A 26,144-nucleotide genomic window follows, 5' to 3' on the forward strand; every position below is an offset into this window, starting at 1 on the left:
TGATCTTCATGAAGCAAATCATAAGGGTTCTTTCGTTTATGTTTCATATGCAGCTTTGCAAGCTCTTCCCGCCTGCTTTTCGTTTTTCTGACGTGCGTGCCGAAGTCCGGCGCCTTGCCTCTTGATGCGGCGGCATCTCTGCCTGTGTTTCTCAACATGTGCTCGCGCTTTTTCCTTGCCTTGCTTTTGGCCATGTTCCCCACTCTCCTGTCAAATTTTTACCTCACTATTATAGAAAGGCGGGGTTCTAAACGCAAGTCATACGGTTTCTTCCGTTCTGACCATATCCACATGCGGAATGCCGTCCTCCATATAGACGTCTGAGATTGCTTTAAATCCGAAGGAGCCGTAAAAGGAACGCAAATGATTCTGGGCGCTGATCTTGACCTTTGTCTCTTCCCACTCGCCTTCCAAAAAGCGGATCGCTTTATCAAGAAGCGCCTGCGCATATCCCTTTCCCCTGTCTTCTTTGCGGACGATCACCCGGCCGATTGATGCCTCGGGGTATGCTGTGCCGCTCGGGAACAGCCTGCAATACGCAGCGATCTCTCCTTCTTGGCTCAGAAATAAATGGTGCGCCCGCTCATCCAAGTGATCAAGCTCGTGATACGGACAGTTTTGTTCAACGATAAAGACGTCTATTCTGAGCTTGATGATGCGATACAACTCTTCCTTCGACAATTCCTCATACGATTTTAGTTTCCACTCCATCCCTGTTCTCTAAAGCCCCCTTTAGCTCTGCACTTTTCCATAGGTTCCGCCGCCTCCGGCTTTCAGCTCTAAATCCCCGTTCCTTGCTTTGATCACGAGCTCTGCCGTCTGCGGACGAATGGTTTCTTTTAGATCGCCTTCTTTTACACGGTGAAGTATATTCATTTCAGTGCCGAAAGCCTCTTTCAGCTTCTGAATCGTTTTCGGGCCGATGCCGGGGATCAGCTGCAGCGGAACCTGGTGAACGTACGGCGGGCGCTTGACCGGGCTTTCATCCTGATCATAAAGCTCCATTAGACGCGTGCTGACGCCTTTTGTAAACTTTCGGCTGCCGCACGCTTTGCACAACGTTTCATCTGCCTCCTGCAGACGGCCGCATGTTTCACAAGCGGTTTGAAAATATTTGCCCAGCTGCGGATTCATCCCGTAATTCGCGGCAATGCTACGCCCCTCTTGTCCTTTTAAAGCAAGCGAAAACTCTTGAAAGCTGGCATGTTTGATGTGCAGCTTATTATACTCCCTGCCGATTTTTCCAAGAGAATGGGCGTCCGAATTGGTCAAAAATGCATAAGGATTCAGTTCGGATACGTGTGAAGCCATATCGGTGTCGCTGCTCAGCCCGAGTTCAACCGCATCAATCATCCTCGGGTCAAACACTTCTTTCAGCGAAAATTCGACTCCTTTTCCGTACAGGCTCTTGTGCGGCGTAAAAATGTGCGCGGGAATGAACAGGCCGCCGAGCTCTTTCACCTTCCGCTGAAGACCGATGCCCGTCTCATAGATGCGCTGGGAGCTCAGGTGGATATTCGTCACCCTTTCTGAGAGCCAGCCGGAAAACTGCTTCATTGCGGAGATCGACGGCATAAAGGCAAGCACATGAATCGGGCCGCGGCATCTGTCATCATTGATTTCCAATTCAGACCCGCATAAAAGCACGGTATCTTTATACTTGATTCCGCCGTCTTCAAGCTCTGTATAACGCCCTGAAGACACCCCTTTTTCAATTTCGGCCAGCACCTCGGGTGAATGACAATCTATAATGCCGATCAGTTCCATCCCTTTATGTTCGCTTGCTTCAATCAAAATTTCGTCGAGCGTTAGCGTTCTGGCAGCCGTTATCTTAACGGGCCGGCCTGATTCCGTCCGCCCGATATGGATATGCATGTCTGCGAATATTTCTTTCATTTTTTTGCTTGCAGGGCCTTTCTCAGCTCCAGATACTGCACGGCATAAGCCGTTTTCGCATCATAGATGTCCTGAGTTTCCATCAGTTTCAGCGCGCCTGAAAGCGGCACCTCCAGTACTTCAACAAATTCGTCTTCATCAAGTTCGCGCTTTTCTTCAAGCGGCGTCAGCTCTTCAGCCAGGTACAGATGCACCAGTTCGTCCGCAAAGCCCGGCGATGTGTAAAAAGCGGTGATTTTCTCAAGCTTCGCCGCCGTGTATCCCGTCTCTTCCTCAAGCTCCCGCAGCGCGGTATATTCGGGTTTCTCCCCTTTTTCAAGCTTGCCCGCCGGTATTTCAACGATCGTCCGTTCAAGCGCTTTTCTGTACTGCTTAACTAAGATGATGTTTTCTTCATCAGTTAAAGCAAGCACCGCTACAGCGCCCGGATGCTTCACGATTTCGCGCTTTCCCGTTTTACCGTTCGGCAGTTCGACATCTTCAAGATAAAGATCGATCACCTTGCCTGAAAAAAGCTTTTCCTTTGATATGGTTTTCTCCTCTAAATGCTTCAGTTTGATCATCTCCTAAGTTCTGCTCTGGCTTTAGATCCCATACATTTTATCATACACCATGAAAGGGGGACGCGCCATGAAGGTCTACCGCCTGAATGACCGCATCGTCATGTCTGGGAAAGCATGGGAAATCCGCGCCAAGCTGAAGGAATACGGACGAACGCATCACTATGTGAAAGATTGGCTTTCTGAAAAAGAAAATCGCCTGCAAAAGCTTAATTTTATTGACATCAAGAAGGGCTGCATGAAATAATACTTGTGAGTAATGTTACTCACAAGTATTATTATTTGGAGGCGGATGATGTGGGAATTGAAAAGGGCCGCAAAGGCAAACAAAGCCGGAAGCGGCTGCTCGAGGTCGCTGCAAACGAATTTGCAAACCGGGGATTCCATGAGACAAAAGTGAGTACGATTGTGAAAAGAGCTGGACTGACTCAGCCTTCTTTCTACCTATATTTCCCAAGCAAGGACGCCATCTATGACGAGCTGATCAATGGCTTTCACGCGAACTTAAAAAATCTGATCGAATCGTTCCGTTTAGAGAAAGGAATCGAGAAAAAACACGTATCAAAACGGGTAACGGCCGCTGTAGAGGCTGTATTTCGATTTTTGGCAGAGGACCCCGATTTGACTCGCATCGGTTTTTTTCTCAGCCCTGAAGCAGGCGAAATGAAAAAAGATTTAACGCTCGCCTTGAAAGAAAACTTGAAAGCAGAGCAGGAGCTCGGCTACTTCCGATCCGACCTGGAAATGGAGACCGTTGCTGAATGTCTGACAGGCATGATTGAGCACCTTGCCGATATCTATTTGCTTGACGGATCAAAGGACCCCTCAAGTCTCGCAAAACAAATCACGGATCTTTTGATCCACGGAATGCTCGTAAATCCGCAGCATCCAGAAACGGAGTGAACACAGTGGCATTTATTTTCTTAAAAGCAGGGCTGGCGGCATTTATGCTGACCGGAGGCGTAATCAAGGTGCTGCACGTTCCTTTTCAAGTCGAACATTGGCGCCATTATGAATATCCGCTGTGGTTTCTTTCTGTTACAGGATGTCTCGAAATCGCCGGAGCGCTTGGCATGATCGGCGGAATTTGGAATGTGCATCTGGCTGTCGGTTCGGGGCTGTTATTCTCCCTGCTTATGACAGGAGCCATCCATGCCCACCTGGTCCGGGCGCGGCAGCCTTTTTTCACGGCCATCCCTGCCGCGGTTTGTTTGATTTGCGCCCTAAGCATGATCATCGTCGAGCTGTACTTCTGATCCCGATGCCGATGGGTTGAAAACTTCGCTCCTTTGTATTACGGTCAAAGTAAGAAAAAAAGGAGTGAGGCTTATGAAAAAAAGGACGCTCGGACATTCCGATTTACAGGTGAGTGAAGTCGGCCTAGGCTGCATGTCTCTCGGAACGGACAAAAAGCACGCACTGTCAATTCTGGATGAAGCTTTGGAACTCGGCATCAATTACTTGGATACTGCCGACCTGTACGATTTTGGACGCAACGAAGAAATTGTCGGTGAAGCGATCAAATCAAGGCGCCAAGATGTCATCCTCGCCACAAAAGCGGGAAACCGCTGGGAGGAAGGAAAACCGGGCTGGTTCTGGGATCCCCGGAAAGCATACATAAAAGAAGCCGTCAAACGCAGCTTAAAGCGGCTGCAAACCGACTATATCGATCTTTATCAGCTGCATGGCGGAACGATCGAAGATAACATCGACGAAACGATTGAGGCCTTTGAAGAGTTAAAACAGGAAGGCGTCATCCGCCATTACGGCATTTCCTCGATCCGGCCGAACGTCATAAAGGAATACGTCAAAAAATCAAACATCGTCACAGTCATGATGCAATACAGCTTGTTGGACAGACGGCCTGAGGAATGGCTTTCTCTCCTTGAAGAACATGGAATCAGCGTGATTGCAAGAGGACCTCTGGCAAAAGGGATTCTGACAGAAAAACCCCTGTCAGATGCAAACGCATCGATTAAGAAAAGCGGCTATTTATCATATTCCTACGATGAACTCATCAAAACAAAGGCGGACATTGAAAAAACAGCGCCTGATTTATCCGCAACCGAAACCGCGCTGAAGTATATTCTCGCCCAGCCGGCTGTCGGCGCGGTCATCCCCGGGGCGAGCAAACTCTCCCAGCTTCGGGAAAACGTTGAATCTGTCGGCGGACGCAGCCTGACAGAACAGGAAATCAAAGCGCTCCGCTTTTATACAAAACGCGACGTGTACACTGCGCATCGCGAATGAATTCAATAAGAAAGCACCGTCTCTTTGGCAGACGGTGCTTCTTTACTTATACTTCCTCCAGTCGTCAAGTCCGCTTTCGTTGAGGAGTTCTTCAAAGCTTTTATTTTTTTCCCTTTCCTGTCTTTCCTTGATAAGCCGTTCTTTCTCACGCTCTTTTCTTTTCTCGTCCTCCTCTTTCAATTCGCTTTTCATTTGCTGAAGCTTATGTTTCAAATCGTCGGCGAGTGCATCTTTCAGCAGCTGCCGGGTATTTGGGTCTTGTTTTTTCTTTCCCATTTCCTGTCCTCCGTTCTCCCTGTTTGTGATGATAGTTTATCAGGAATCTAAAAGTTCAGGCAAGCCGTCACTCTGGGAGCCGCCCCCCTCGGCAAATCTCAATGGTTGTGTGGTATGATAAAGAGAGAAGCATTTAAGAAAGGAAGAATACAACAAATGTTGATTTGGCTGGCTGCTATCGGAGCGGTTTTGCTGTTCATTGCTGCGCTCGGAATCTATTTTACGAATCAAATCATGTACATTAAAAAACGGACCGACCAATACATTATTGAGCGGGAAACTGCCGACGGCCATTATGACGAAAAAGCTTTCGCCGCTCTCCCGAAGGAAGAAATCACCCTCGCTTCTTCTTACGGCTACAATATTAAAGGGTACTACGTGCACCCGCACAAAACGAAAAACACCGTGATTATCTGCCACGGAGTGACGATGAATCTGCTGAATTCAATCAAATATATGAATCTGTTTCTGGATCTCGGCTGGAACGCCGTCATATATGACCACAGAAGGCACGGCGCAAGCGGCGGAAAAACGACGAGCTACGGATATTATGAAAAAAACGATTTGAAAACGGTTGTCAATTGGCTGAGGGAAAAACACGGCGAACAAGCGCTGATCGGGATTCACGGCGAATCGATGGGCGCTGTCACAACCCTTCTTTACGCGGGAATGGATGACGCCGAGGCTGATTTTTATGTGGCCGACTGTCCGTTTGCCACATTTGAGGATCAGCTCATTTACCGGCTGAAAGAAGATTTTCATCTTCCAGGAGCTTTCATTTTGCCGCTCGCCAGCCTCTTTTTGAGATGGCGGGACGGCTACCGCATCCGTGATGTCTCCCCTTTATCCGTCGTCGGAAAGATCAAAAAACCGGTGCTGTTCATTCACAGCAAGCACGACGACTATATCCCGGCTGAATCAAGCGAAATGCTTTACGAGAAAAAACCGGGGAAGAAACGGCTTTATATTGCTGAAAGAGGAGCGCACGCAATGAGCTACACCCAAAACAGAAACAGCTACAAAAACACGGTGCGGGACTTTCTTCAAGAAATCACAAACCGGCACAAAGAAGGCGAACGAGCATAAGTCTCGTCCGCCTTCTTTTGGTGCTACAGGATATCTGTAATGTCGCTCATATGATCGCCGATCCAGGAGATGGCCGTCTCAATTGTATCAAATTCCTTTGTTTCAAAGGTCATTTCATCCTGAAGAAGCCAGACATCCTTTTTGACGGACTCTGTCCCTCCGATTGACCAATGAAGGAGTGTATACGGATGATTTTGATGTAAAAAGGACGCCCATGTTTTATTTTGAGCGGTTTGCTTTAAAGATTTTACCTTTTGATTCAAATCGAACGCCACCCTATTTCACTAAAATACTCATTCTGGGAGAAAGCACCTGTGCCGGACTCTTCAGCATCAACGCACCCGCTTTCTCATAATAGTCGATGGTCATCGCTTCATCAAAAAAGACTTTTTGCGATGACTGAATATAAATCGGAAGCCCGTTTGTCTCAAGGGGCTCGCAACTTCCCGATAATTCGTCCGTCAGCCACAAGACCGGCACACCGCTGACCGCGCATCCGCATCCCTCGGAATCATAGCGGAGCTGGATCTTTTTATCAGGATAAGGCTCTGTTGCCCGTTGAATGGCTTGTCTTGCCTGAGCAGTGATTTCAAGCTGCATGATATCATCCTTCTTTGTTATGTTTACGGACATTGTACCACGGGTCGGGAAAAAGCGCATCGTTTCCGGCTGTCAGGCATAAATATGAAGGGATTCGGAGGTGGAATGATGTCCAAAAAAGTGCAGATTAAAGTGATGGACAACGGCGGTTTCCGGGTCACGGGAGACGTCGAACTGATCGACATGGAAGGAAATCCTTTCCCTGAAAAACCGGCTTTTTCGCTGTGCAGATGCGGAAAATCGCTGAAAATGCCTTACTGTGACGGAAGCCATAAAGGAATGTTCGACTCTTGTGTCAGAGCTTGAAGCAGGAGGGGGGCTTTATCTGTCCTCCTCCGCCTTTTCCCATTGTTCAGCCAAGCGCTCAGTCTCTTTTATCCAGCCGCTTTTGCCGTCAATATAGCCTGCTATGTCAAGCGGAAACATCTCCGCCAGCTTCATCTTCAGTGCAGCATATTCTTCGGCCCGCTCCGGATGGGAGATTAAATAATCCCGAAACGCGAGATGCCGTCTGATATCGGGATGCCCGCTTTCATACAGATGGACATGGTGTGTACGCTTCCGTCTCCCTTTTTGATAGAATCTTCTTCCCGGAATTCCGTTTTCCCCCTTCGGTTCATAGCCGAGCATTTTCATCCCCTTTTCGAAGCCGGCGGCGGAGCCGAGATCTTTCACTTCGATCAGTATGTCAATGATAGGCTTGGCGCTCATTCCCGGAATTGACGTGCTTCCGATGTGGTGAATATGCAAGACTTCATTCCGGAAAAGCGCTTCAAGCTGCTTTTTTTCCTTGAAAAATTCGCCCTTCCATTCTTCTTTATAGGAGACGACTTTAACCTTTCTCGGTGCTTGCAGCGTAAGCCTTGAAAGAACAACCCCTTTTTCAGGTTCATACTGTTCAATTTCAGAAAACCCCAATTTCCGATACAGCGCTTTTGCCGGCTCATTCCCCGCACCCGTCGTCACTTCAAACGATTCGGCTTCCTTCACCATCAATATATAACGAAGCAGGGCCATTGCAATCCCCTTTCGAAAATGGACCGGATGAACGGCCAGCCTGCAGATCGTCAGCTTTTCAGCTGTATGTATGAAGGAAGCGATTCCGGCTAATTCTTCCCCCTCAAACGAGCCGATGAAAGTTTCTCGTGAATCCATTACATCAAAAACCGTTTCATTCAGCTGCGGAATGCCCTGAAATTGAATGATCTCCGCTTCTCTTTCATAAGCCGGCCTTTGAACATTTACAATGCTGCGGGCTGTATGCGGATCTTTTTGGTTTAACAATTGAATCATTGCATTTCCTCCCCGCTGGTGCCATCTGACGGGGGCCGGCCGGAACGCTCCGAAATTCTGGCGTCTTCAACTTTTGCAATCCGTACGGCAAAGTCAGAGTACCATTCTGTTCGGCCTTTTTCCTTCGCCTGCCGGTGTTCGCCGTGAAACTTCCATTTTTCAATCGCTTCAAGGCTTTCCCAATAGGAGACCGTTATTCCCTTTCCGTTCATGTCCCTTGCGCTTTCTGCTCCTAAAAAGCCGGGCTGTTCTGCGGCAAGCTTTAGCATGTTCTCAGCCGTCTCTTTGTAGCCGTTATCCCCATTCGTTCTGACCGATGTGAAAATCACCGCGTAATACGGCGGCTCCGGCGTTTTTGAAATCATATTCATCCCCCTTTGATTCACAGCTCTTTGATAACCAGAACTTACTCCTGATCCGTTCTGCCATCATTCGAAAACCTTGGACACTTTTTTCCATCGAAAATCCCTGGTGATAACCAATCGGCACATTGTTGACATGCAGCGGACCGCTTTGCAGCCGGCACACGCTGCACATGAGAGAGAAGCTTCAAAGCCCATGTTTTCATCAAGATCCACCCGCTCTTTTCAACATTGTACCTGACCATCCGCCAAAGTGTTCTGCAGTATTGGATATGCTTCCTTATTATACCGTTTCCCGATCCTAATTTACCATTTTAATACGTACGTCAGTAGATTAATAGGAAAAATTCCTTAGTTCCAATTCAACAGCACAAACCGATTTGCTTTCTCCCAGAAAAGCTTCACTCTCCTTACCCTATAAGAGAACCGGCGCGCAGCGGTAAAAAAACGTTTCATATACTGCTCTTTTTTCGGGTATGAAAAATAGATAAAATTACACTTCGTTTTCATATTTTCGTTTTATAGAATTGTCGTTGTTGTGAACTTATTACTTTTTTAGGAGGAAAAACTATGCGTCGTCATTCATTTTTATCTATTCTATTGATTTGCATGCTGTCTGTTGTGTCCGTATTTTCGTTCCGGCCTTCAGCAGCTTCCGCCGCTTCCCACAATCCGGTCGTCATGGTCCACGGCATCGGCGGAGCCGATTATAACTTCATCGGCATTAAATCGTATTTACAATCTCAAGGCTGGACAAGCAGTGAGCTTTACGCCATCAACTTTATCGATAAAACGGGAAATAATATAAACAATGCTCCGAGATTATCCGAATACATCAAGCGTGTGCTGAATCAAACAGGAGCATCAAAAGTCGATATTGTCGCCCACAGCATGGGCGGGGCCAATACGCTCTATTATATTAAAAATCTGGATGGTGCGGATAAAGTCGGACATGTCGTCACCCTTGGGGGCGCTAATCGTCTCGTTACAAACACGGCGCCTCAGAATGACAAAATCTCATACACTTCGATTTACAGCACAAGCGACTATATCGTCTTAAACAGCCTCTCCAAACTTGATGGTGCAAACAATGTGCAAATCTCAGGCGTAAGCCATGTCGGTCTTTTGTTCAGCAGCAAAGTAAATGCCTTGATTAAAGACGGGCTGACCGCCAGCGGGAAATAAGATTGAAGGAGCCTTGAAGAGCTTAACTTCTTCAAGGCTCCTCATTGATCGGAATTGTCACCCCTCTTGCCAAAATAAAAAGGACTCTAAATAAACGCCTATTCCGACCGTTCATTCAGTGTCCGTCAACCCCCTCGATATGTGATTACTCCACTATGATTTCAAAGACTCTTTGTTCGAGATTGTATTTAGCGTCTTGGAATGTAAATTTATAATCATCTGTGTCGGCATCAGGTGAAAGCCAAGCTCCGTATTTTCTGATCGTCTGGACGATGCTTTCGAGTTCAGCAGGAGTGAAGTCACCTATGTCTGTGCCTTCGGTTTCAGCAGTATGGCGTATTTTTACTGTAATCATCATCACTTTTTGGCTCCTTTCACTTGCTGTTTGAACATCTTATTAACAGCATATTTTTTTCCTCTGTAAATCGTTCCATTAACTCCCTTGATTCAAATTATTCGGGCTTTCTTTTTTACAGACCTATTTTATATGGAAAAGCCGGACGGGATCCGAAAAATGTGTCTTCGTACTTTCGTCATATAAAGGCAAATATTCCTGTTTACAACAATGAGAATATCCCCTATGATTATGAGGTAAATCGAAATCATTACTACTTGGAGGTATAACTTATGGCTTACATAGCAAAACGCATGATCATACCGATTATTTTTCTCTTCATTCTCGCTTCCTGCTCCGCCGGAGGCGCTGGCTCAGCGAAAGGGGAAGAGAAGAAACTCACCTTTCTTTTCAATATTCCGAGTCAAACCCTTGACCCGAATCTTGATGTCAATTATACGGCTATCCGCGCCGGCATCAGTGAAACACTCGTCAAAATCAGTGCGGACCTTTCCATCGAACCGTGGATTGCCAAAGATTGGAAAAGCAAAGACGGACAAACTTGGGTCTTCACCCTTAAAGACAATCTGACGTTTCAAAATGGTAAAAAAGCGGATGCCAAAGCGGTAAAAGCGTCTTTAGAACGGACGATGCGCGAGAGTAAAGCCATGAAGAACGCCCTAAAAATCAAGGAAATAAAGGCTGAAGGACAAACATTGACGATTACAACGAAGGAGCCGTTTCCCGAATTCCCTTCAGAATTGGTTCATCCAAACACATCGATCATTGACGTCAGCGCAGCAAACATTTCTCAACAGCCCGTCGGAACGGGACCTTTCCAAGTTTCCTCTTTTGAGGCCGGCCATAAAATAGAGTTAGAACGGTATGACGATTATTGGGACGGCAAACCGAAGCTGAAGCACGTCACATTCTCGTTTAATGAAGACGCAAACGCCCGCGTCATGGCTCTCCAATCAAAAGATGCCGATATCATTTACAGACCGAGCGTTGAGGATATTGACCAAATTCAAAAAGATTCGTCGATTACCGTTGATTCGGTACCGAGCTTGCGCGTTCACCAGATTCTTTACAATACAAAGAAGGATCATCTTGCTGACCGCCACCTGCGCCGCGCCTTCGACGCACTACTGAACCGCAAAGAAATCGCTGAAAGCATTTTGAACGGACATGCTCAGCCGGCAGACGGCCCCTTCCTAGCCGATTTCCCATTTTCCTCCGATACGGTTCAAAAGCCGAGCGGACTTCAGGCTGCAAAAGCTGAGCTGAAAAAAGCCGGCTACGAGCTTGAAAACGGTAAAGCCGTAAAGGACGGAAAAGCCTTGTCTTTTACACTGCTAACCTATCAGTCTCGTCCGGAATTGCCTTTAATCGCGCAAATTCTTGAATCAAATGCGAAGGAATTGGGCATTTCGATTAAGATTCAGCAAGTCGAAAATATTGATGAATATTTGGCGAAAAACGATGACTGGGATTTAGCGACATACAGCTCAATGACCGCGCCAAGAGGCGATGCCAGCTATTTGCTGAACACCGCCTATATGCCGAACGGCGCTTTAAACTACAGCGGCATCGAAAATCAAACCTTGATCAAATGGATTAAGGAATTCAACCGCACGATCGACAAAGAGAAGCGGAACCGACTTGCCAAAAAAGCAGCTGAATTGATCGAGAAGGAGACATTGAACTCTTTTATCGTGACTCCCGAAAACATCACAGCCTACCGAGACGGTGTATTAAATTGGGAAACGAGCAAAAGTGAGTATTATATGCTGACGAAAGATTTGGATGTGAAAACGAAATGAAGCAGATCGCCAAGCGGCTGTTTGAACTGGTCCTGTTCTTATTCCTGCTTTCATTTATCAGCTTTGTGTTTATGAAAGCGGCTCCCGGTGATCCGGTGAAACAGATGCTTCGCGTAGATGATGTTGCGGTAACGGACGAGCAGATCGAGGCATTCAGAGAGGAGCTCGGTTTGGACAAACCGGTTTATATTCAATATTGGAACTGGTTCAAGCGCTTTTTCCAATTTGATTTGGGAAAATCCTATACAACACACGAACCCGTCATCGACGAGCTCAGCCGGAAATTCCCGGCGACATTGCTTCTAACCGGCGCATCGCTTCTCGTTATGCTGCTGATTGCCGTGCCGGTCGGAACGCTTTCCGCTTTATACCGGGATCGGTGGATCGATCATCTCAGCCGCTTGCTCGCTTTAGTGGGAGCCGCGCTCCCGAGCTTTTGGCTCGGATTGATACTGATCGATCTCTTTTCCGTCAGGCTGAATTGGCTGCCGTCGATGGGAGCCGGAACGTTTAAACATTTGATTCTCCCCTCTCTCACGCTTGGGATCGCGATGTCGGGCGTTTATGTCCGCCTTGTACGGTCAAGCCTGATCGAAAGCCTTGGTCAGGATTTCATCAGATCTGCCAGGGCACGCGGCATCAGCGAGGCGAGAATTTTCTTCTTTCACGCGTTTCGCCATTGTCTTGTCCCTGTCATCACGATATTCGGGGTCAGCCTCGGCAGCCTGCTCGGCGGCACGGTGATTATTGAAGTCCTGTTTGCATATCCCGGCGTCGGCAAGCTTGTCGTTGATGCCATCGTTCAGCGTGATTATCCGATCATTCAGGGGTACATTCTTTTCATGGGGATCGCGGTTGTCCTGATCAATCTTTTAGTCGACCTCTCTTATCGGTACCTCAATCCGGAAATTCGCTTAAAGGAGGCTGGTCGCCGATGAGAAAAAACGTATTTCGATCTAAAACAGGACTATGGTTTGTGCTGCTGTTTTCCGCGGCGCTGTTCACCGTCCCCTTCTTTTTGCCGTTCGATCCGCTCCGCACAGATATGGCCAACCGTCTTCAGCCGATCAGTATGCAGCATTGGCTCGGAACCGACCATTTGGGCAGAGATATATTTTCCCGGATGGTCGCCGGTGCGAAAGCGACGGTCGGCACCGCCTTGGGCGCGATTCTGATTTCCGTTTTCATAGGTGTTCCTGTCGGGCTTGTCTCCGGGTTTTTCGGCAGACGGCTGGACCGGATGATGATGAGAATTGTTGACGCGGTTATGGCTTTTCCGGACTATATTGTCGCGATTGTTTTAAGCGGTTTGCTTGGTCCGGGGCTGATGAACTTAATATTGGCCGTCGTCGCTGTCAAATGGGTCGGCTATGCAAGGCTGGTCCGCAGCACGGTTTTTTCGGAAAAACAAAAAGATTACATCGCCTTGGCCGAGCTTACCGGTTTAAGCTCCGGGGCGATTTTAAAAAAGCACCTGCTGCCCCATGTTCTCGGCAACCTTTCCGTACTTGCGACACTTGATATCGGAAAAACGGTGTTAATGATTGCTGCCCTGTCCTATATCGGCCTGGGTGCTCAGCCTCCATACCCGGAATGGGGCGCCATGCTGAACGACGGAAAACATTACTTCTTGCATGCGCCTCAGCTTATGGTGATTCCCGGTCTTGCGATCATGTTCATCGTTCTGTTGTCCAACCTGTACGGTGATCGTTTAAGGGACAGGTTTGACGTCAAACACAAGAAAGGAGTTTCTTAGCATGCCGATGTTATCCATTGAGGACTTATCAATCAGCTCCCGGCAGCACACCATTGTCAAAAATGCCTCCTTCTCGATTCATGAAGGGGAATGGTTCGCGCTGCTCGGGGAAAGCGGCAGCGGAAAGAGCCTGACCGCTTCGGCCATAGCCGGGCTGCTTCCGGACGGACTAACGGTGACCGGCGGAGACGTGATATTTGAAGGCCAACAGATGCTTCAAGCCGGACGCAAAGCACTCCGACGCGTGCGCGGAAAGGATATCGCCTGTATTTTTCAGGACTGTCACGGAGCATTCACCCCTTTTATACGGATCGGCAAACAAATTGACGAAATGGTCAAAACGCATACAGGTTGGTCTAAGAATAAGCGAAGAGAAGCGATTCTCCATGCTTTTCGGGAGGTTTCTCTGCCGGAAAACAGAGTATATGAAAGCTACCCGTTTCAATTGAGCGGAGGGCAGCTGCAAAGGGCCGCGATTGCTCAAGCGATGGTGCTCCGCCCCAAGCTTCTCATCGCAGACGAACCGACGACGGCTTTAGACAGCATCACGGCCGCGGACGTCTTGCAACAGCTCGCCGCGATGCGCGCCAAAACAAACTGCGCCATCCTTTTTATCACTCATGACCTGCGGCTTGTCAAAAGATACGCCGATCAAACCGCCGTCATGCAAAACGGAGAAATCGTCGAAAGCGGCTTAACCGCTGATTTAATTAGACAGCCGGCACATGAATATACGAGGTGTTTATTCGCGGCCATCCCGCCGCTGAAAAATCCTCCGCCAAGGCTGACGGCAGCCCCGCCTGAAACAAAGGAAGCGGTGCTGGCGGGAACAGGAGGTGCGTGATGACCCATTCTGCAGAGACCGTTCTTTTTGTCAGCAATCTGACAAAACATTACGCTTGCGGCCACAAAGCGGTTGACAACGTATCATTCTCCATTCGAAAAGGCGAATGCCTCGGGCTCGCCGGCGAGAGCGGCAGCGGGAAAAGCACCCTCGCACGCTGCCTTTTGCTGCTCGAAAAAATCGATCACGGAGAGATTAGGCTTCATCAACATCCGCTTACCGGCATAAACAAAAAAGAGACCCGGAGACTGCGTCGAAAACTGCAGGCTGTTTTCCAAAATCCAGCTGCATCATTCAATCCAAAGCTCAATATTATCGATTCAGTTATGGAGCCGCTTGATGTTTCCAAACAAGACATGCCGTCATTTTTAAGGGACTTCCGAGGCAGCCGCCGTCTGACGGCTGAGCGTCTGTTCTCAATGGTCGGCCTTCCCTCGCGCCTCCTTGACCGCTATCCGCACGAATTAAGCGGCGGGCAGCGCCAGCGGGCCTTGATCGCCAGAGCCATCAGCACTCATCCGTCTTTAATCATCTTTGATGAGCCTACAGCAAGCCTGGATGTCACCAGTCAGGCGAAGATCCTGGATCTTCTCAAAGATTTGCAGGATGCTATGGGCCTTTCTTATTTATTTATTTCCCACGATCTGGCCGCTGTCCACTTCATGAGCCATCGCATCATGGTCATGAAAGACGGGCAGATTGCCGATCAATTTGAAAAAGAAGAGCTTTTTTCTGCCGAAAGGCACCCATATGCCAAAAAGCTGCTTCAGGTGTTTGAATCCTAAGGGGGGTCTTAACAGATGAATCACAAGCAATATCTAGCACTCGCCGTTCCGCTGATCATTTCAACGATCACCACTCCTTTATTGGGTGCGGTCGATACGGCGGTCGCCGGCCAGCTTTCCTCCCCTGCTTACATCGGCGGTGTTGCAGTCGGAACGATGATTTTTAATACGATGTATTGGCTCCTCGGTTTTTTGCGGGTAAGCACATCCGGATTCGCCGCTCAGTCACTCGGCTCCCAAAACAGATCAGAGAGCGTTTTGGCCCTTGCCCGGCCCGTTTTCATCGCGCTGTTTGCCGGACTGATGTTCATCATCTTGCAAAAACCGCTTGAATACGCAGCGCTGACGCTCATACAGCCCGACCGCCATACCGCTGAATTCGCCTCGCAGTATTTTTCGCTGAGGATTTGGGGAGCTCCATTTGCTTTAATCAGCTATTGCATTCTCGGCTGGCTGATGGGAATGTCTCTAATCAAAGTGACATTGCTTTTGCAGATTTCGATGAACGTCTTGAATATCGTGCTTGACATCGTTTTTGTCTACGTCTTTCACATGGAAGTATACGGCATCGCTCTAGCCACTTTGATTTCGGATGTGACGGGCTGCCTGATCGGCTGCTGGCTTGTGAAAACGAATGCCGCCATGCCGTTTAAGCTGCCGTCCGTCAAGCTTTTATTCGACCCGAAACCGTTTAAAAAAATGATGGTTGTCAACCGAGATCTATTGATTCGGACATTGTGCCTTTTGACGGTTTTCAATTTATTTACGGCTAAAGGAGCCGGCTTCGGCGCTGAAATTTTAGCCGCAAATGCGATCTTGATTCAAATTCATTATTTGATGGCTTATGTTTTTGACGGGTTTGCCAATGCATCGAGCATCTTTGCCGGGAAAGCCGTTGGAAGAATGGATCGGGATCTCTATTCCCGTACGCTTTCCCTTTCGATCCAGTGGTCGCTGATCTCGGCCGCGCTGCTTTCAGTCGGCTACTTTCTCTTGAGAAATGCGATCCTTCCATTGTTTACACCGCTTGAAAGCGTTCTGGAAGCAGCGAAAACTTACGATGTTTGGATCGCTCTCTTTCCTTTGGCCGCAAGTTTCGGACTCGTTTTTTACGGGATTTTCACAGGCGCCACCGAAATAGGCCCGGTCAGAAATTCAATGTTTTTGGCTGTTCTCGTCTTCCTGGCCGCCTTTTTTACCGCTGTCCCCGCTTTCGGAAACCATGGGCTGTGGCTCGCTTTTCTTTTATTCAGCCTTGGGCGTTCCGTATTCTTATGCATGGCTGTTCCCGGGCTGACCACCCGGCTTTTCGGAGAGCGCAGTGCTGCGAGAGAGGCAGGCCAAAGACCGAAATCATTAAAACACCCCGGCTAAGCTTTAGCCGGGGTGTTTACGTTTATTCTTTCGTTAATTGTGCGACGAAATGGTTCAGATGATCCAGCGTCATCAAATTTTGATTGCATTTTTCACTGTCACAGCAAATGTAATTGCCTCTGTCCGTATAGGTTTCTTTCCCGCTTTTCACGCGGGCCATGAACAGTCCGATCTCTTCGGTCCTGTTGCATATCGAGCAGATTCCTTTTTTATTGCTGGATTTGATGGTGCCGTGGATTCCGGTCAGCTTTCCGCCGACGTCCACAATCATGTATTTCCTGCCTGATCCTGCATCGTTCCATCCCAGGTAGGAATATCCGCTGAAATCCATCTGCTCAAATTCGGGCGTCTTTAGTTTTTTCACTTTAGAGAACAGCTTTTTAGCAGTCTTTACCGTTACATTCTGAAATGGAATCACATGAAGTTTTAATTCAGCTAAAAAGCGCACCGCTTCACCGCTGTCTTCCACTTCTGCCAGCTTCTCCAGCAAAGACTTTTGATCGCTGCTGAGATCAGGAAACAGGTTGAACACTTGATCCAGCGCATTGCACTTCAAAGCGTCAAGGACGTTTTCGTCATTGATGTTCGCATGTCCCTGGACGAGGCTGTCCGTTTGAAACTTAATAAAATTATATTGGTCATTTCTGATAAAAGGTGTCTTCATTTCTGCCAGCTCCTTATTTATAGATCTATATTTTAAAATAAGGTGCAAAGCCGGATGATCAGAAATGATACCTTGCTCTGTCAGGCGATTTGTTTATAACCCCGCCTCATGCAAAGTATCGCCTTTCAAGATAACAGGCTTTGCATGAGACGCTGCAGTCGGCAAATGAATGTCATTTACCATTTTATCCACCTCCGAATACTGATTCCATTATAAACGACAATCGTATTCAATCTCAATGATATCCTCTATCTTTAAAATGCAAATTTCATCCGCCCGGCTTACGATCCGCAGCTCCCTTTTCAGAGCGTCAGCATAGTGAATCCGGCCGGCGAGCGTTTTCACTTCCCCCTGCCGGTAATAAGCAAATTGCAAAAACCTGTTTTCTGCCATCGCTTCACAAATGATTTCATTGAATTCTTCATATTTTTGTTCATCCAGGATCGGTTTTTTGATTTTTTGAAAGCTTTCATGATATTCCCTGAGCAATTCCACGTGCTCAGGCAGCATCATGGAAACCCATTTGATACTGCCTCTGTCGCGAAGCATAAATGATTCTCCTTTCTATGCCTGATGGCCTCCGACCAATTTTGACCGCAGACGGGCCGTCCCGGCGTTTGTGTAGGAAACGGCCCGCAAAAGCGCTGTTGAGCCGTACCGTTCTCTGATGCCGTCCATCACATACCCGAGCTGCCGCTTCTTTTCCTGATCGGGGCGAAAAAGATCAAGCTGCATATTGGTGTCATCTTGAATATTGGACAAAGAGACGGAAATTTTCCGAACCGTTTTGCCGGCATAAAACCGCTCGAACAGTGCCAGACATGTATGGTAAAGATCAAGCGTGACATTTGAAGGGCTTTCCATTGTTTTTGAACGGTAAAATCCGCCGCCAAGCTCATCGCGGCTGTATTCGATGCCGAGACTGACGGTCCGGCCCGCCTGGCGGTGGGCGCGCGCCCTTTTGGCCACTTCCTCACACATTTCAAGAATGACATGCTTGACTTCCTCCGGATTCGGATAATCGCGAAGCAGAATCTGGCTTTTTCCATAGCTGACCTGCCCCTCCATGAGCGGCGCTCCAATCGCTGAAAGATCGATGCCCCAAGCGTGATAATAGAGCTGGTTTCCCATCACCCCGAATGTTTTCTCAAGCCGACTGAGATCATAGTGCGCCAGCTGGCCGACTGTAAAAATCCCCATCCGGTTTAACGTCTTTTCCAGCCTGGAGCCGATTCCCCACATGCGGCGCAGCGGAGACAGCGGCCACAGCTTCGTTTTCACGTCTTCGTAGCCCCAAACGGCCACCCCGCCTGCTGATTTTTTCGCTTCAAGGTCAAGGCACAGCTTTGCCATCAGCAGATTCGGTCCGATTCCGACAGCACAGGGAAGGCCAAACTCCCTTTCCATATCATCTTGAATTTTCATCGCAATCGTTCGGGCGTCTCCCCACATGCTTTCAACACCGTCCACCTGAATAAAGCTTTCATCCACGCTGTACGTATGAATGGCATCAGGCGGCACATAGCGGCAGAACAGCCGGGTGAGCTCTGTAGAAACACGGACAAACAGCCCCATCTTCGGATTGACCAGCTTGATGCGCGGATCATCCGGCAGCTGATAAAGCCTTGTTCCCGTTTGAACGCCGAACTCTCTTTTCAGAGCCGGAGAAGCAGCGAGAACGATGCTTCCCTGCCGCTCCGTGTTTCCGACAACCGCCAAGAAGCAAGTCATCGGGTCAAGTCCGAGCAGGACTGCGGCGCAGCTTGCATAAAAGCTCCGCATATCAACGCACAAAACCGAACGCGACGGATATTGACTGTAATCCATACTCTCCCTCCAGAAGAACTGATGTTCGCACAATTAGTGTATGAATACTATACTCCGAATATACGTTCGATTTCCAGGCGTAATTTTATCCAAAGAAAATCCTGGCGGAAAGCAATAAAAAACACCTTCTTTGGAAAGAAGGTGACATGGTTGACCATTCCAGTTCGGAATTTCGCCTTATTCAGTTTGATGATTCAAATTGAATGCTCTCTTGAGAACATCAGTTTTTCTTAGTAAGATAAAAGAAAAAGCGCTCCTAAAGGAGAAGACAAATGGATGAGAAACTGATTGAAAAAATGCTCGGACAGGCGCTGAAGCAGTACGGACGCAATGTTGCAACCGATCCGCTCAGCCCCGGCGAAAAAGAAATCCTGAAGCTGGCTTTGCAGGAAAGGCGGATCGAGGAGCCGAATGAAGGGCTGCATGCCCATATCGAGGATGTCATCTATGATTATGTCACAAATCAAGGCTTGTTCTCATCATAAAACGATTTTTCTTTGCGGCTTCCTTTGTACAGGAAGCCTTTTATCACCCAGCATTTAGAAATTCCTCTATTCACCGCCATCTGTTTCATGTATGATAAACAAATAAAAACGTAACGGAGAGTTTATCATGAAACAAAAATGGCAGAACATCCACCCGCTCAGCTGGACCATTATTGTCGGAACCATTTTCGGACGCATGGGAACAGCCATGAGCATCCCTTTTTTAGCAATTTATTTGACACAAGTGAAAGGCGCCTCTTCCGGCTTTGCGGGAGCTGTCATTGCAGCGAGCTCTCTGATCGGAATTGCGGCAAGCTTTTATGGCGGGTACTTATCAGACAGGTTCGGCCGGAAAACCATCATGCTCGTCTCGATTTTCGGCTGGACGTTCGTGTTCGCCGGTTTTGCACTCGCCGATCATGTCTGGACATTCTTTATCATGAATGCCTTAAACGGATTATGCCGCGCTTTGTTTGAACCGACTTCAAGAGCGCTGCTTTCAGACGTATCCAAACCCGAAACGCGCCTTTTCGTCTTTAATCTCCGCTATACCGCGATCAACCTCGGCGTCGTCTTCGGCCCGCTTTTAGGCCTGTATCTCGGATCTTCCAAAACGACGCTGCCGTTTTTCATTGCGGCTTTCATTTATTTTATTTATGCGGCGGTGCTGGTCATTCAATTTAAACACCACACCGTACCGGCAGCTGAGCGTAATAAGCGTATAAAAGTGCGGGACGCGCTGGAGGTGACAAAAACAGACCGGGTATTTACGATTACGCTAATCGGTTCGATTCTTTGTTTGTTCGGATATTCCCACTTCACATCGACGCTTGCACAATACATGGCGGCCAGCCCGTTCATTGAAGACGGGACGAAAGTGTTCGGCATGATGCTGACGCTGAATGCCTTGGCCGTTCTTGCCGTACAGTACCCGATCGTACATATCGCCAAACGGTTTTCACCGATTTTATCGCTGATTGCAGGAAATGTGCTGATTAGTGGAAGCCTGTTCAGCCTCTCTTTTTTCCATGATCTATGGTCCATTGTCTTGATCATTATCGTGTTTACGATCGGGGAGGTGCTTCTCTTTTCGATGATGGATTTACTGGTCGACCGGATTGCCCGGCCTGAGCTGAAAGGCACTTACTTTGGGGCTATGGGCTTCACCCAGCTTGGAAGCGTGGTCGGCCCTTGGGCGGGGGGAATGCTGCTGGACACCTTTGGAGCGGAAAAACCGTTTTTCACTTTTGCAATCCTGTCTGCTGCCACCATTTGCGGCGTTCCTTTCCTGGTAGCAGCCTACCGGAAACTCAAAATGGATGAAGCAAAAGTCAATTTAAGTTCGAAAAAAACGATGCAGCATTAATTGAAAACAGGCCGGCTCGAACAAAGGCCGGCCTTCGGCTGCCGCCCGCCTCAAGGGGCAGCAAGTTCAACTTTGATGCGGTCCGGATCTTCGGTATACAAGGCATAATGCCCGTTTCCGCCGGCAAACGGATGTCTGTCTTCATATAAAATGCGGCATCCCCGCTCTCTCAGTTTCATTGTCATTTCGTCGACCTGCTCTTTGGATGCCGCGTAAAAAGCAAGATGGTTTAAGCCGACGCGGCACCTGTGATAACCCGCTTTGATAAACTGCTCTTTCGCCTGCACAAGCACGAGATAGGCGCCGTTTGCTTTCCAGCTGATGCCGCCTTCCCATTGTTGAAAAACCTCATAGCCGAGCTCCCCGAGAAACCAGCCCCAAAAGCGCTTCGACGCTTCCAAATCTGAAACGTACAGTTCAATATGATGGATCATGCAAGCCTCCTCTTCTATACCCGTCTGACCAAAATCTCTTCCACCTTGTGGCCTTCGCCTTTTCTCAAGATTAAATCAGACCGGAATTTTGTAGGCAGAATGTTCTCATACAAATTCGGACGGTTGACGGTCTCCCATATTGACTTTGCCATATGGTCCGCTTCTTCGTCCGCGAGGTCTTTGAATTTATGGAAATAAGAACTCGGATCTTGAAAAGCCGTCTCCCTGAGCATGCGAAAGCGTTCAAGATACCATTTGATAATGAGGTCTTCTTCGGCATCCACATAAATCGAGAAGTCAAAAAAATCGGAAACGAAAACCCGCGGTTTTGTACGGTCGTCTTCGATCGTCGGTGTCTGCAGCACATTAACGCCTTCGATGATCACGATATCCGCTTGTTCTACCGTTTCATAAACCCCTTCCAATCTGTCATACGTTAGATGGGAATAAACGGGTGCGTGGACAATTTCCTTTCCTGATTTTAAATCGTTCAAAAACTCAAGCAGCGCTTTGACATCATAGCTTTCGGGAAACCCTTTCCTCGACATCATCTGCTTTTCTGTCAGAACCGCATTAGGATAAAGAAAACCGTCGGTTGTGATCAGACTGACTTTCAGCCGTTCCTGCAAACGGGAGAGCACAGTCTGAATGATGCGGGCCGTCGTGCTTTTTCCAACCGCGACGCTTCCGGCAATCCCGATGATAAACGGAATCTTGGCCGCGTGAGGATGATTCAAAAAACCGTTTACCCGGGTGTTCCGTTCATATTGAGTTGCCCGGTGTAAATAAAGCAGCCTCGCCAGCGGAACATAAACGGTTTCGACTTCTTCCAAAGACAGATAGTCATTTAAACCTTCAAGCTTCTTTACTTCCTCTTCGGTCATCTTTACCGACATATGCCCGCCGAGATTTGCCCAGGCATCACGGGTATGACTCGTATATAACGTGTGCAAATTCAAATCCTGATTCGCCACTATTCTCACCTGCCCTCTGTTCAAACGCTGTTTACTTAAAAAAGTGCATGAATTCTGAGACCGCTTTATTATTATATAGAATTTTTCGAATATTTACGAGGAACAACGTTTCAATCAAAAAAACCGTCTTCCTCCAGAGACGGGTGGGTCCGGTTTCCTTGCATGGCGGATGCGAATGGCTCTCCTTCCTGTCAACCCTGAGCCAACGGGTGTCCTTCGTTTGCAAAAGAAAAAAGAGCGCAGGCGCCCGCACTCTTTTTTCAAACGACATATTTGCTTTGCCTGTGCGCCATGTAATAAGTGACCGCAGACAGCAAGCCGACGGATGCGGCTAAAATGATGATGACCGGAATCATGTCCACCTTCACCGGTGTAAACAGTTTAAAGCCGCCGCTGAAACTGAAAACCGCATGCCCGAGATTAGACAGCAGGTTTTTTAAATCGAACCTGCCCAAAGCAGGGATCAGCAGGCTGTAAACGACATAAAGCAAAGCAGGCGTAATAAAGCTTCTGAAGAGGACGCCCAAATAAAATCCGATCGTCGAAAAGATGAAGCTGACCGCCAGAACGACAGCGAGCTGAAGCAGGATATTGCTTTTTGAAACAGCGGGTATTGTGAACTCGCCGACCGGTATATCCCTTGAAGCAAGGGAATAAAAGACGAGGCTTGACACATATGCCGTACATACAACGGCGATCACGGCGGCAGCCATCACCATGTAAACCGAACACTGTTTGGCAAACAGAACGGATTTCCAATCATGGCTGACCGCTTTCACTTTCATCGTCTTGAATCTGATGTCGTATGAGGAGATATAGATGGCATACAGCGTGAAAGCCAAGGGAAAAATGATGAAGCCCATCAGCTCAAGCGTCATAGTGACTGACTGTTTCGGCTCCAGGTGATGGAGGGACAAGACGAAATTCTCATAGTCGAACCTTAAAATATTTTCGACGATCTCTCCGTCGCCATCCTCGCTTTTCAGCTCACCTTCCTTCACCTTGACGGGCGACTCCAGCGCCTGCTTAATATCGATGCCGAGTTCTTTATATTCATTTTCAGTCTTTTTGAACTGCTGGTAGCTGTCCATTGTATTTTTATAGTGAACATATATGTATCCGGATGAAATGAATAATAGAGGAAGCAATAAAATGATGAGCAATTTAGAATACGATTGAAATGCAAGCTCTTTCTTGAAAATATTATAAATATTCTTTATAGACATCGCCCAATTCTGCTCCATTCGTTTTAAAATTGTCTATGTGGATAGCTGAACCGTCTTTCAACACGTATAATTGATCGACGATTGAAGAATAAAACTCAAACTGATGGCCGGCGGCAACAATCGTCATCCTGCTTGACCAGTCATTGATGAGCTCCTGAAGCTCCATCATGGACCGGTAGTCAAGCCCGTTTGATATCTCATCCAAAAACAAGAATGACGGTTTGTTTAATGCAGCGATCATTAAGGCCAGCTTTTTCTTTTGTCCGTATGAATAGGTCTTGACCTTTTTTTTCAGCAGCTCCCTGCCGAGAAACTTTTGCGACAATTGTTCAAGCTCTTCTTTGCCGGCAGGTTTATTGATCAGTAGTTTGATATTTTGATAGCCGCTCAGATGATCGTAAAACGGGGAATCGTCATAGATGACGTGGACTTTGCTCCTGACTGCTTCAAGCGGCTCGCCGTCGTACAGTATGCCGCCTTCGAAAGGTTCAAGCTTGAGCAGGCATTTCAAGAGCGTCGTTTTTCCGGCGCCGTTTTCTCCCATCAGAAAGGTGACTTTGTTTTTTTCAATATTCATGTTGAGACGGTTGAATACCGATTTGCTTCCATAAGATTTCGTCAGGTCATCGATTTTGATCAATTTGAAAAATCCTTTCTCGCATCAGGATGGTGTTGCAACATTCTCCATTATACAACGCTGCCATTAATTTCTAAATAGTCTTTTAGCAGCGTTGTATGAAATGGCTTATAGTAAATTAATCGTTTCCGTATTTTCCTTTTTTATTGACCCACCTTCTGTCTGTAAAGGTTGAGCTGGCCAATTCAACATCTCCCCACGGTGTAACGGTTCCGAAGCTCAGCGTTTTTTTCGCTCTCCATTTGTGAAGCCCTGATGACTTATAATACCTTTTAATCCCCTTTGCCCTCACCACATTCGGAAAGACGTAGCCGACATCCTGCGATCCGCTGCTTTTCGATACTTTTTTGCCGTTGTAGTACCAGTCGATATAATCTTTTGACCAGGCGAGGAAGCTTCCTCTTTTAATTGTCAGCCTTTTTCCTGCATAAGCCGTCACACCGCTTTGAACGGATGCCTGTTCAGGAAGTGATTGAACGTATTCTGTCTTGGCTTCAAGCAGTTCCTTTTGCTCGCTTGTCAGCTGCCCGTCCCCAGCAGCCGCAGCGAATGAGGATGGAACCAGGAGCGCCGCAGACAAAGAAAACCCTAAAATCGCTTTTTTCATTTCGTTTCCCTCCGTGTTTTTGAAATATTTGTATGTACGTCTTCAGCTGCCATCCATAAGCTACTGCCACATCCAAAACAATTTAAGGTCCGAGTTCTCTTATTTTAATGGATGAAAAAATAGATTCCTAGCAAAATGGACCATTTCATCGTTACCTATTGGAAACTATCCCCTCCTCCCTCTCGTAAAATTATAACATATTTTTCCTTACCTTCAATCAAATTCTCTTATTTTACCATTTTTCCCGAGGGTGTTCTTAGGCGAACACCTATTACCTCTGATTAAAATGTAAATTTGTGTATTATTTTTGAATTTTATTGAATTTCTACACAATTAGACATTTTTTTCTCCAGCCGAGTGATAGGATGTACATGCCTATGATGTCATAGGCAAAAAAACAATCTTTAGGAGGTCGTTAGGGATGTTTCAAAACAAAATCAAAAAAGCAGTCGGAGCGGTTGCATTTGCAGGTGCTTTGTTAGTGTCTGGATTGCCCGTAAGTGCGGATACACTGCCTGAATTAATATGGGTGAGGGACAAGTATCCCGGTGCGCAATACGAATATAAGGTAATAAATGGCGAGAGATATGTCGATGTTTACAGAGTAATAAATGGTAAAACAGATGTCACACGCGAAAAATGTGAAACGATGTACCAAGACCGCTGCTATGTCAAAAAATAAACAACGTGCAGCTGGCGTCTGAAATATGAACATGCTTCGATCCGCTTTTGGAGAACAGAGCGTGAACGAGCGGCTGATTCTTTTACAGACGCGGGCTTTAGAGCGCAAGCAAGCGGGAGGCGTTTTGATGCGCCTCCCGCTTTCCGTTCTGTGAATGTCGATCTTTTTTAAAAGTCAACAACCGCTGCAATGAAACTGTGTTCCCCTCTATTCATTGGAAAAAGGCATTCCTATTAAACAAGGCATCCCACCGATCAGAACGCCTTGTTTTTTCAAATAAATTCCTTATATTCATCCTTCGGCCACTATCCTTTAAAGCCGTTATCGAGTACCTCGATCATCGAAGAAGTCGTTTTTGCATGGTTTTTTGTTTGCTGCACAAGCTTGATGATGTCTTGGTATGCCTGCTGCGCTCCAAGCACCAGCAAAGGAACCCCGATCGGATCGATTTTCAGCCTCCTCGAAAATAAACCGCCGAATGTCATCGCTATTGGCACAGTCGGAGACGTGTTTGAAAAAATGACTTTCTCCTGAAGTTTCCCGTTTTTTTCAAACAGCTCGAGAACGCCTCGCATGGCTGGAATGACAGCTTTTGACGATCCTCTGCCGATCGTGTACACCTGGTTGCCTTCTTCATCAAGTCCGTGAAAGATTAATTTTCCCATTTCCTTCGGACTTAATTGATTAAAACAGTCGGTGCTTAAAATTTCGTTTCTTGTTGGTTTTCTGCTGAATGGGAGCTTTTTCAGATGATAAGCAGCGGCAAGTGCAGATGAATGAGTGCCGCCGTAACAATTGTATATATAGATCAACCTGCT

General features: G+C 47.4%; 34 protein-coding genes and 1 pseudogene. 17 read left to right on the forward strand and 18 right to left on the reverse strand.

The window, feature by feature from the left end; all coding sequences use genetic code 11:
- Nucleotides 1-258: 258 nt before the first annotated feature.
- Genes TRNA_RS33935 through TRNA_RS33945 form a run of 3 tightly spaced genes read right to left on the reverse strand, consistent with a single transcriptional unit; the run spans nucleotide 259 to nucleotide 2,450 of the window.
- A complete protein-coding gene (locus TRNA_RS33935) occupies nucleotides 259-711 on the reverse strand; it encodes a GNAT family N-acetyltransferase (protein ID WP_003183195.1) in 453 nt (150 codons plus the stop codon).
- A gap of 21 nt (nucleotides 712-732) precedes the next feature.
- Complete coding sequence (locus TRNA_RS33940) at nucleotides 733-1,896, reverse strand: TIGR00375 family protein (protein WP_003183196.1); 1,164 nt, start codon at nucleotides 1,894-1,896, stop codon at nucleotides 733-735.
- Nucleotides 1,893-2,450 carry an NUDIX hydrolase gene (locus TRNA_RS33945; protein WP_025804832.1) on the reverse strand — a complete coding sequence of 186 codons (558 nt, stop codon included), beginning with the start codon at nucleotides 2,448-2,450 and terminating at the stop codon, nucleotides 1,893-1,895. Before TRNA_RS33945 ends, TRNA_RS33940 begins: the two co-directional genes overlap by 4 nt.
- A 76-nt stretch (nucleotides 2,451-2,526) precedes the next feature.
- On the opposite strand from TRNA_RS33945, the pseudogene mciZ reads away from it, so the two are divergent.
- The 4 genes and pseudogenes from mciZ to TRNA_RS33960 form a co-directional block, all read left to right on the forward strand.
- Nucleotides 2,527-2,643: pseudogene (mciZ, locus tag TRNA_RS43340) on the forward strand (Z-ring formation inhibitor MciZ); the annotation flags it as partial.
- Between the two features lie 110 nt (nucleotides 2,644-2,753).
- The gene (locus tag TRNA_RS33950) at nucleotides 2,754-3,359 is read left to right on the forward strand and encodes a TetR/AcrR family transcriptional regulator (protein WP_009327948.1); all 606 of its coding nucleotides are present in this window, start codon (nucleotides 2,754-2,756) and stop codon (nucleotides 3,357-3,359) included.
- A 5-nt stretch (nucleotides 3,360-3,364) separates the two neighbouring features.
- Nucleotides 3,365-3,712: a DoxX family protein gene (locus TRNA_RS33955; RefSeq protein WP_003183202.1), complete on the forward strand. Its 348-nt coding sequence runs from the start codon at nucleotides 3,365-3,367 to the stop codon at nucleotides 3,710-3,712.
- A 73-nt stretch (nucleotides 3,713-3,785) separates the two neighbouring features.
- Nucleotides 3,786-4,706 carry an aldo/keto reductase gene (locus TRNA_RS33960; protein WP_003183205.1) on the forward strand — a complete coding sequence of 307 codons (921 nt, stop codon included), beginning with the start codon at nucleotides 3,786-3,788 and terminating at the stop codon, nucleotides 4,704-4,706.
- A 42-nt stretch (nucleotides 4,707-4,748) separates the two neighbouring features.
- On the opposite strand, the gene TRNA_RS33965 is transcribed toward TRNA_RS33960, so the two are convergent.
- Complete coding sequence (locus tag TRNA_RS33965; protein WP_003183207.1) at nucleotides 4,749-4,982, reverse strand: YqkE family protein; 234 nt, start codon at nucleotides 4,980-4,982, stop codon at nucleotides 4,749-4,751.
- Nucleotides 4,983-5,138: 156 nt separating this feature from the next.
- Here TRNA_RS33965 and TRNA_RS33970 point away from each other — a divergent pair, with 156 nt between their 5' ends.
- On the forward strand, nucleotides 5,139-6,068 hold the full coding sequence (locus TRNA_RS33970) for an alpha/beta hydrolase (RefSeq protein ID WP_003183209.1): 930 nt from the start codon (nucleotides 5,139-5,141) through the stop codon (nucleotides 6,066-6,068).
- Between the two features lie 23 nt (nucleotides 6,069-6,091).
- Here the strand turns inward: TRNA_RS33970 and TRNA_RS33975 are convergent, their stop codons facing one another.
- A complete protein-coding gene (locus TRNA_RS33975; RefSeq protein WP_003183211.1) occupies nucleotides 6,092-6,331 on the reverse strand; it encodes a YqkC family protein in 240 nt (79 codons plus the stop codon).
- 13 nt (nucleotides 6,332-6,344) lie between these two features.
- Complete coding sequence (locus tag TRNA_RS33980) at nucleotides 6,345-6,668, reverse strand: iron-sulfur cluster biosynthesis family protein (RefSeq protein WP_003183213.1); 324 nt, start codon at nucleotides 6,666-6,668, stop codon at nucleotides 6,345-6,347.
- A gap of 108 nt (nucleotides 6,669-6,776) precedes the next feature.
- On the opposite strand from TRNA_RS33980, the gene TRNA_RS33985 reads away from it, so the two are divergent.
- Nucleotides 6,777-6,974, forward strand: a complete 198-nt coding sequence (locus TRNA_RS33985) for a CDGSH iron-sulfur domain-containing protein (protein ID WP_003183215.1) — start codon at nucleotides 6,777-6,779, stop codon at nucleotides 6,972-6,974.
- Between the two features lie 15 nt (nucleotides 6,975-6,989).
- On the opposite strand, the gene TRNA_RS33990 is transcribed toward TRNA_RS33985, so the two are convergent.
- Both TRNA_RS33990 and TRNA_RS33995 read right to left on the reverse strand, forming a co-directional pair.
- Nucleotides 6,990-7,961, reverse strand: coding sequence for a bifunctional GNAT family N-acetyltransferase/GrpB family protein (locus TRNA_RS33990; RefSeq protein ID WP_003183216.1), 972 nt, complete (start codon nucleotides 7,959-7,961; stop codon nucleotides 6,990-6,992).
- Nucleotides 7,958-8,332 carry an antibiotic biosynthesis monooxygenase family protein gene (locus TRNA_RS33995; RefSeq protein ID WP_009327945.1) on the reverse strand — a complete coding sequence of 125 codons (375 nt, stop codon included), beginning with the start codon at nucleotides 8,330-8,332 and terminating at the stop codon, nucleotides 7,958-7,960. Before TRNA_RS33995 ends, TRNA_RS33990 begins: the two co-directional genes overlap by 4 nt.
- Nucleotides 8,333-8,893: 561 nt before the next feature.
- On the opposite strand from TRNA_RS33995, the gene TRNA_RS34005 reads away from it, so the two are divergent.
- Nucleotides 8,894-9,508, forward strand: a complete 615-nt coding sequence (locus TRNA_RS34005) for an esterase/lipase family protein (protein ID WP_003183220.1) — start codon at nucleotides 8,894-8,896, stop codon at nucleotides 9,506-9,508.
- Nucleotides 9,509-9,653: 145 nt separating this feature from the next.
- On the opposite strand, the gene TRNA_RS34010 is transcribed toward TRNA_RS34005, so the two are convergent.
- Nucleotides 9,654-9,866 (reverse strand): hypothetical protein, encoded by a 213-nt coding sequence (locus TRNA_RS34010; protein ID WP_003183222.1) that lies wholly within the window; start codon nucleotides 9,864-9,866, stop codon nucleotides 9,654-9,656.
- A 269-nt stretch (nucleotides 9,867-10,135) separates the two neighbouring features.
- Here TRNA_RS34010 and nikA point away from each other — a divergent pair, with 269 nt between their 5' ends.
- From nikA to TRNA_RS34040, 6 genes are read left to right on the forward strand one after another with little or no spacing between them, the layout of a single operon-like run.
- Nucleotides 10,136-11,665 (forward strand): nickel ABC transporter substrate-binding protein, encoded by a 1,530-nt coding sequence (gene nikA, locus TRNA_RS34015; protein ID WP_003183224.1) that lies wholly within the window; start codon nucleotides 10,136-10,138, stop codon nucleotides 11,663-11,665.
- Entirely contained in the window at nucleotides 11,662-12,603 is a 942-nt protein-coding gene (nikB, locus tag TRNA_RS34020; protein WP_003183226.1) for a nickel ABC transporter permease, read from the forward strand. Before nikA ends, nikB begins: the two co-directional genes overlap by 4 nt.
- Entirely contained in the window at nucleotides 12,600-13,421 is an 822-nt protein-coding gene (nikC, locus tag TRNA_RS34025; RefSeq protein WP_011198092.1) for a nickel transporter permease, read from the forward strand. The genes nikB and nikC overlap by 4 nt, the downstream gene beginning before the upstream one ends.
- 1 nt (nucleotide 13,422) lies before the next feature.
- The gene (locus TRNA_RS34030; RefSeq protein ID WP_003183230.1) at nucleotides 13,423-14,265 is read left to right on the forward strand and encodes an ATP-binding cassette domain-containing protein; all 843 of its coding nucleotides are present in this window, start codon (nucleotides 13,423-13,425) and stop codon (nucleotides 14,263-14,265) included.
- Nucleotides 14,265-15,050 carry an ABC transporter ATP-binding protein gene (locus TRNA_RS34035; RefSeq protein ID WP_011198093.1) on the forward strand — a complete coding sequence of 262 codons (786 nt, stop codon included), beginning with the start codon at nucleotides 14,265-14,267 and terminating at the stop codon, nucleotides 15,048-15,050. The genes TRNA_RS34030 and TRNA_RS34035 overlap by 1 nt, the downstream gene beginning before the upstream one ends.
- A gap of 15 nt (nucleotides 15,051-15,065) precedes the next feature.
- Nucleotides 15,066-16,424, forward strand: a complete 1,359-nt coding sequence (locus TRNA_RS34040; RefSeq protein ID WP_011198094.1) for an MATE family efflux transporter — start codon at nucleotides 15,066-15,068, stop codon at nucleotides 16,422-16,424.
- A gap of 22 nt (nucleotides 16,425-16,446) precedes the next feature.
- Here TRNA_RS34040 and TRNA_RS34045 read toward each other — a convergent pair whose 3' ends face one another.
- The 3 genes from TRNA_RS34045 to TRNA_RS34055 all read right to left on the reverse strand — a co-directional run bounded on the left by TRNA_RS34045 (nucleotide 16,447) and on the right by TRNA_RS34055 (nucleotide 18,915).
- Complete coding sequence (locus TRNA_RS34045) at nucleotides 16,447-17,088, reverse strand: FusB/FusC family EF-G-binding protein (RefSeq protein ID WP_003183233.1); 642 nt, start codon at nucleotides 17,086-17,088, stop codon at nucleotides 16,447-16,449.
- 210 nt (nucleotides 17,089-17,298) lie between these two features.
- Nucleotides 17,299-17,637 carry a YolD-like family protein gene (locus tag TRNA_RS34050; protein WP_003183237.1) on the reverse strand — a complete coding sequence of 113 codons (339 nt, stop codon included), beginning with the start codon at nucleotides 17,635-17,637 and terminating at the stop codon, nucleotides 17,299-17,301.
- Nucleotides 17,638-17,652: 15 nt separating this feature from the next.
- The gene (locus TRNA_RS34055; protein ID WP_003183238.1) at nucleotides 17,653-18,915 is read right to left on the reverse strand and encodes a DNA polymerase thumb domain-containing protein; all 1,263 of its coding nucleotides are present in this window, start codon (nucleotides 18,913-18,915) and stop codon (nucleotides 17,653-17,655) included.
- 272 nt (nucleotides 18,916-19,187) lie between these two features.
- On the opposite strand from TRNA_RS34055, the gene TRNA_RS34060 reads away from it, so the two are divergent.
- Together TRNA_RS34060 and TRNA_RS34065 are read left to right on the forward strand one after the other, a co-directional pair.
- Nucleotides 19,188-19,400 (forward strand): YqzH family protein, encoded by a 213-nt coding sequence (locus TRNA_RS34060; RefSeq protein WP_003183240.1) that lies wholly within the window; start codon nucleotides 19,188-19,190, stop codon nucleotides 19,398-19,400.
- A gap of 127 nt (nucleotides 19,401-19,527) precedes the next feature.
- Nucleotides 19,528-20,766, forward strand: coding sequence for an MDR family MFS transporter (locus tag TRNA_RS34065; RefSeq protein ID WP_009327942.1), 1,239 nt, complete (start codon nucleotides 19,528-19,530; stop codon nucleotides 20,764-20,766).
- Nucleotides 20,767-20,816: 50 nt separating this feature from the next.
- Here the strand turns inward: TRNA_RS34065 and TRNA_RS34070 are convergent, their stop codons facing one another.
- The 5 genes from TRNA_RS34070 to TRNA_RS34095 form a co-directional block, all read right to left on the reverse strand.
- Nucleotides 20,817-21,200, reverse strand: coding sequence for a VOC family protein (locus tag TRNA_RS34070; RefSeq protein ID WP_003183247.1), 384 nt, complete (start codon nucleotides 21,198-21,200; stop codon nucleotides 20,817-20,819).
- A 14-nt stretch (nucleotides 21,201-21,214) separates the two neighbouring features.
- Nucleotides 21,215-22,174: a type I pantothenate kinase gene (gene coaA, locus TRNA_RS34075; protein ID WP_003183248.1), complete on the reverse strand. Its 960-nt coding sequence runs from the start codon at nucleotides 22,172-22,174 to the stop codon at nucleotides 21,215-21,217.
- Nucleotides 22,175-22,434: 260 nt separating this feature from the next.
- The gene (locus TRNA_RS34085) at nucleotides 22,435-23,400 is read right to left on the reverse strand and encodes an ABC transporter permease (RefSeq protein ID WP_003183250.1); all 966 of its coding nucleotides are present in this window, start codon (nucleotides 23,398-23,400) and stop codon (nucleotides 22,435-22,437) included.
- The gene (locus TRNA_RS34090) at nucleotides 23,378-24,040 is read right to left on the reverse strand and encodes an ATP-binding cassette domain-containing protein (RefSeq protein ID WP_003183252.1); all 663 of its coding nucleotides are present in this window, start codon (nucleotides 24,038-24,040) and stop codon (nucleotides 23,378-23,380) included. Before TRNA_RS34090 ends, TRNA_RS34085 begins: the two co-directional genes overlap by 23 nt.
- 115 nt (nucleotides 24,041-24,155) lie before the next feature.
- Nucleotides 24,156-24,644 (reverse strand): hypothetical protein, encoded by a 489-nt coding sequence (locus TRNA_RS34095; protein ID WP_003183253.1) that lies wholly within the window; start codon nucleotides 24,642-24,644, stop codon nucleotides 24,156-24,158.
- Nucleotides 24,645-25,065: 421 nt separating this feature from the next.
- Here TRNA_RS34095 and TRNA_RS34100 point away from each other — a divergent pair, with 421 nt between their 5' ends.
- Both TRNA_RS34100 and TRNA_RS44295 read left to right on the forward strand, forming a co-directional pair.
- On the forward strand, nucleotides 25,066-25,326 hold the full coding sequence (locus TRNA_RS34100) for a hypothetical protein (protein ID WP_003183255.1): 261 nt from the start codon (nucleotides 25,066-25,068) through the stop codon (nucleotides 25,324-25,326).
- Between the two features lie 25 nt (nucleotides 25,327-25,351).
- Nucleotides 25,352-25,480, forward strand: coding sequence for a hypothetical protein (locus tag TRNA_RS44295; protein WP_254926366.1), 129 nt, complete (start codon nucleotides 25,352-25,354; stop codon nucleotides 25,478-25,480).
- Nucleotides 25,481-25,631: 151 nt separating this feature from the next.
- Here the strand turns inward: TRNA_RS44295 and TRNA_RS34105 are convergent, their stop codons facing one another.
- On the reverse strand, nucleotides 25,632-26,138 hold the full coding sequence (locus TRNA_RS34105) for a DUF3189 family protein (RefSeq protein ID WP_003183257.1): 507 nt from the start codon (nucleotides 26,136-26,138) through the stop codon (nucleotides 25,632-25,634).
- Nucleotides 26,139-26,144: the final 6 nt, after the last annotated feature.

The sequence above is a fragment of the Bacillus licheniformis DSM 13 = ATCC 14580 genome (assembly GCF_000011645.1).
GTDB lineage: Bacteria > Bacillota > Bacilli > Bacillales > Bacillaceae > Bacillus > Bacillus licheniformis.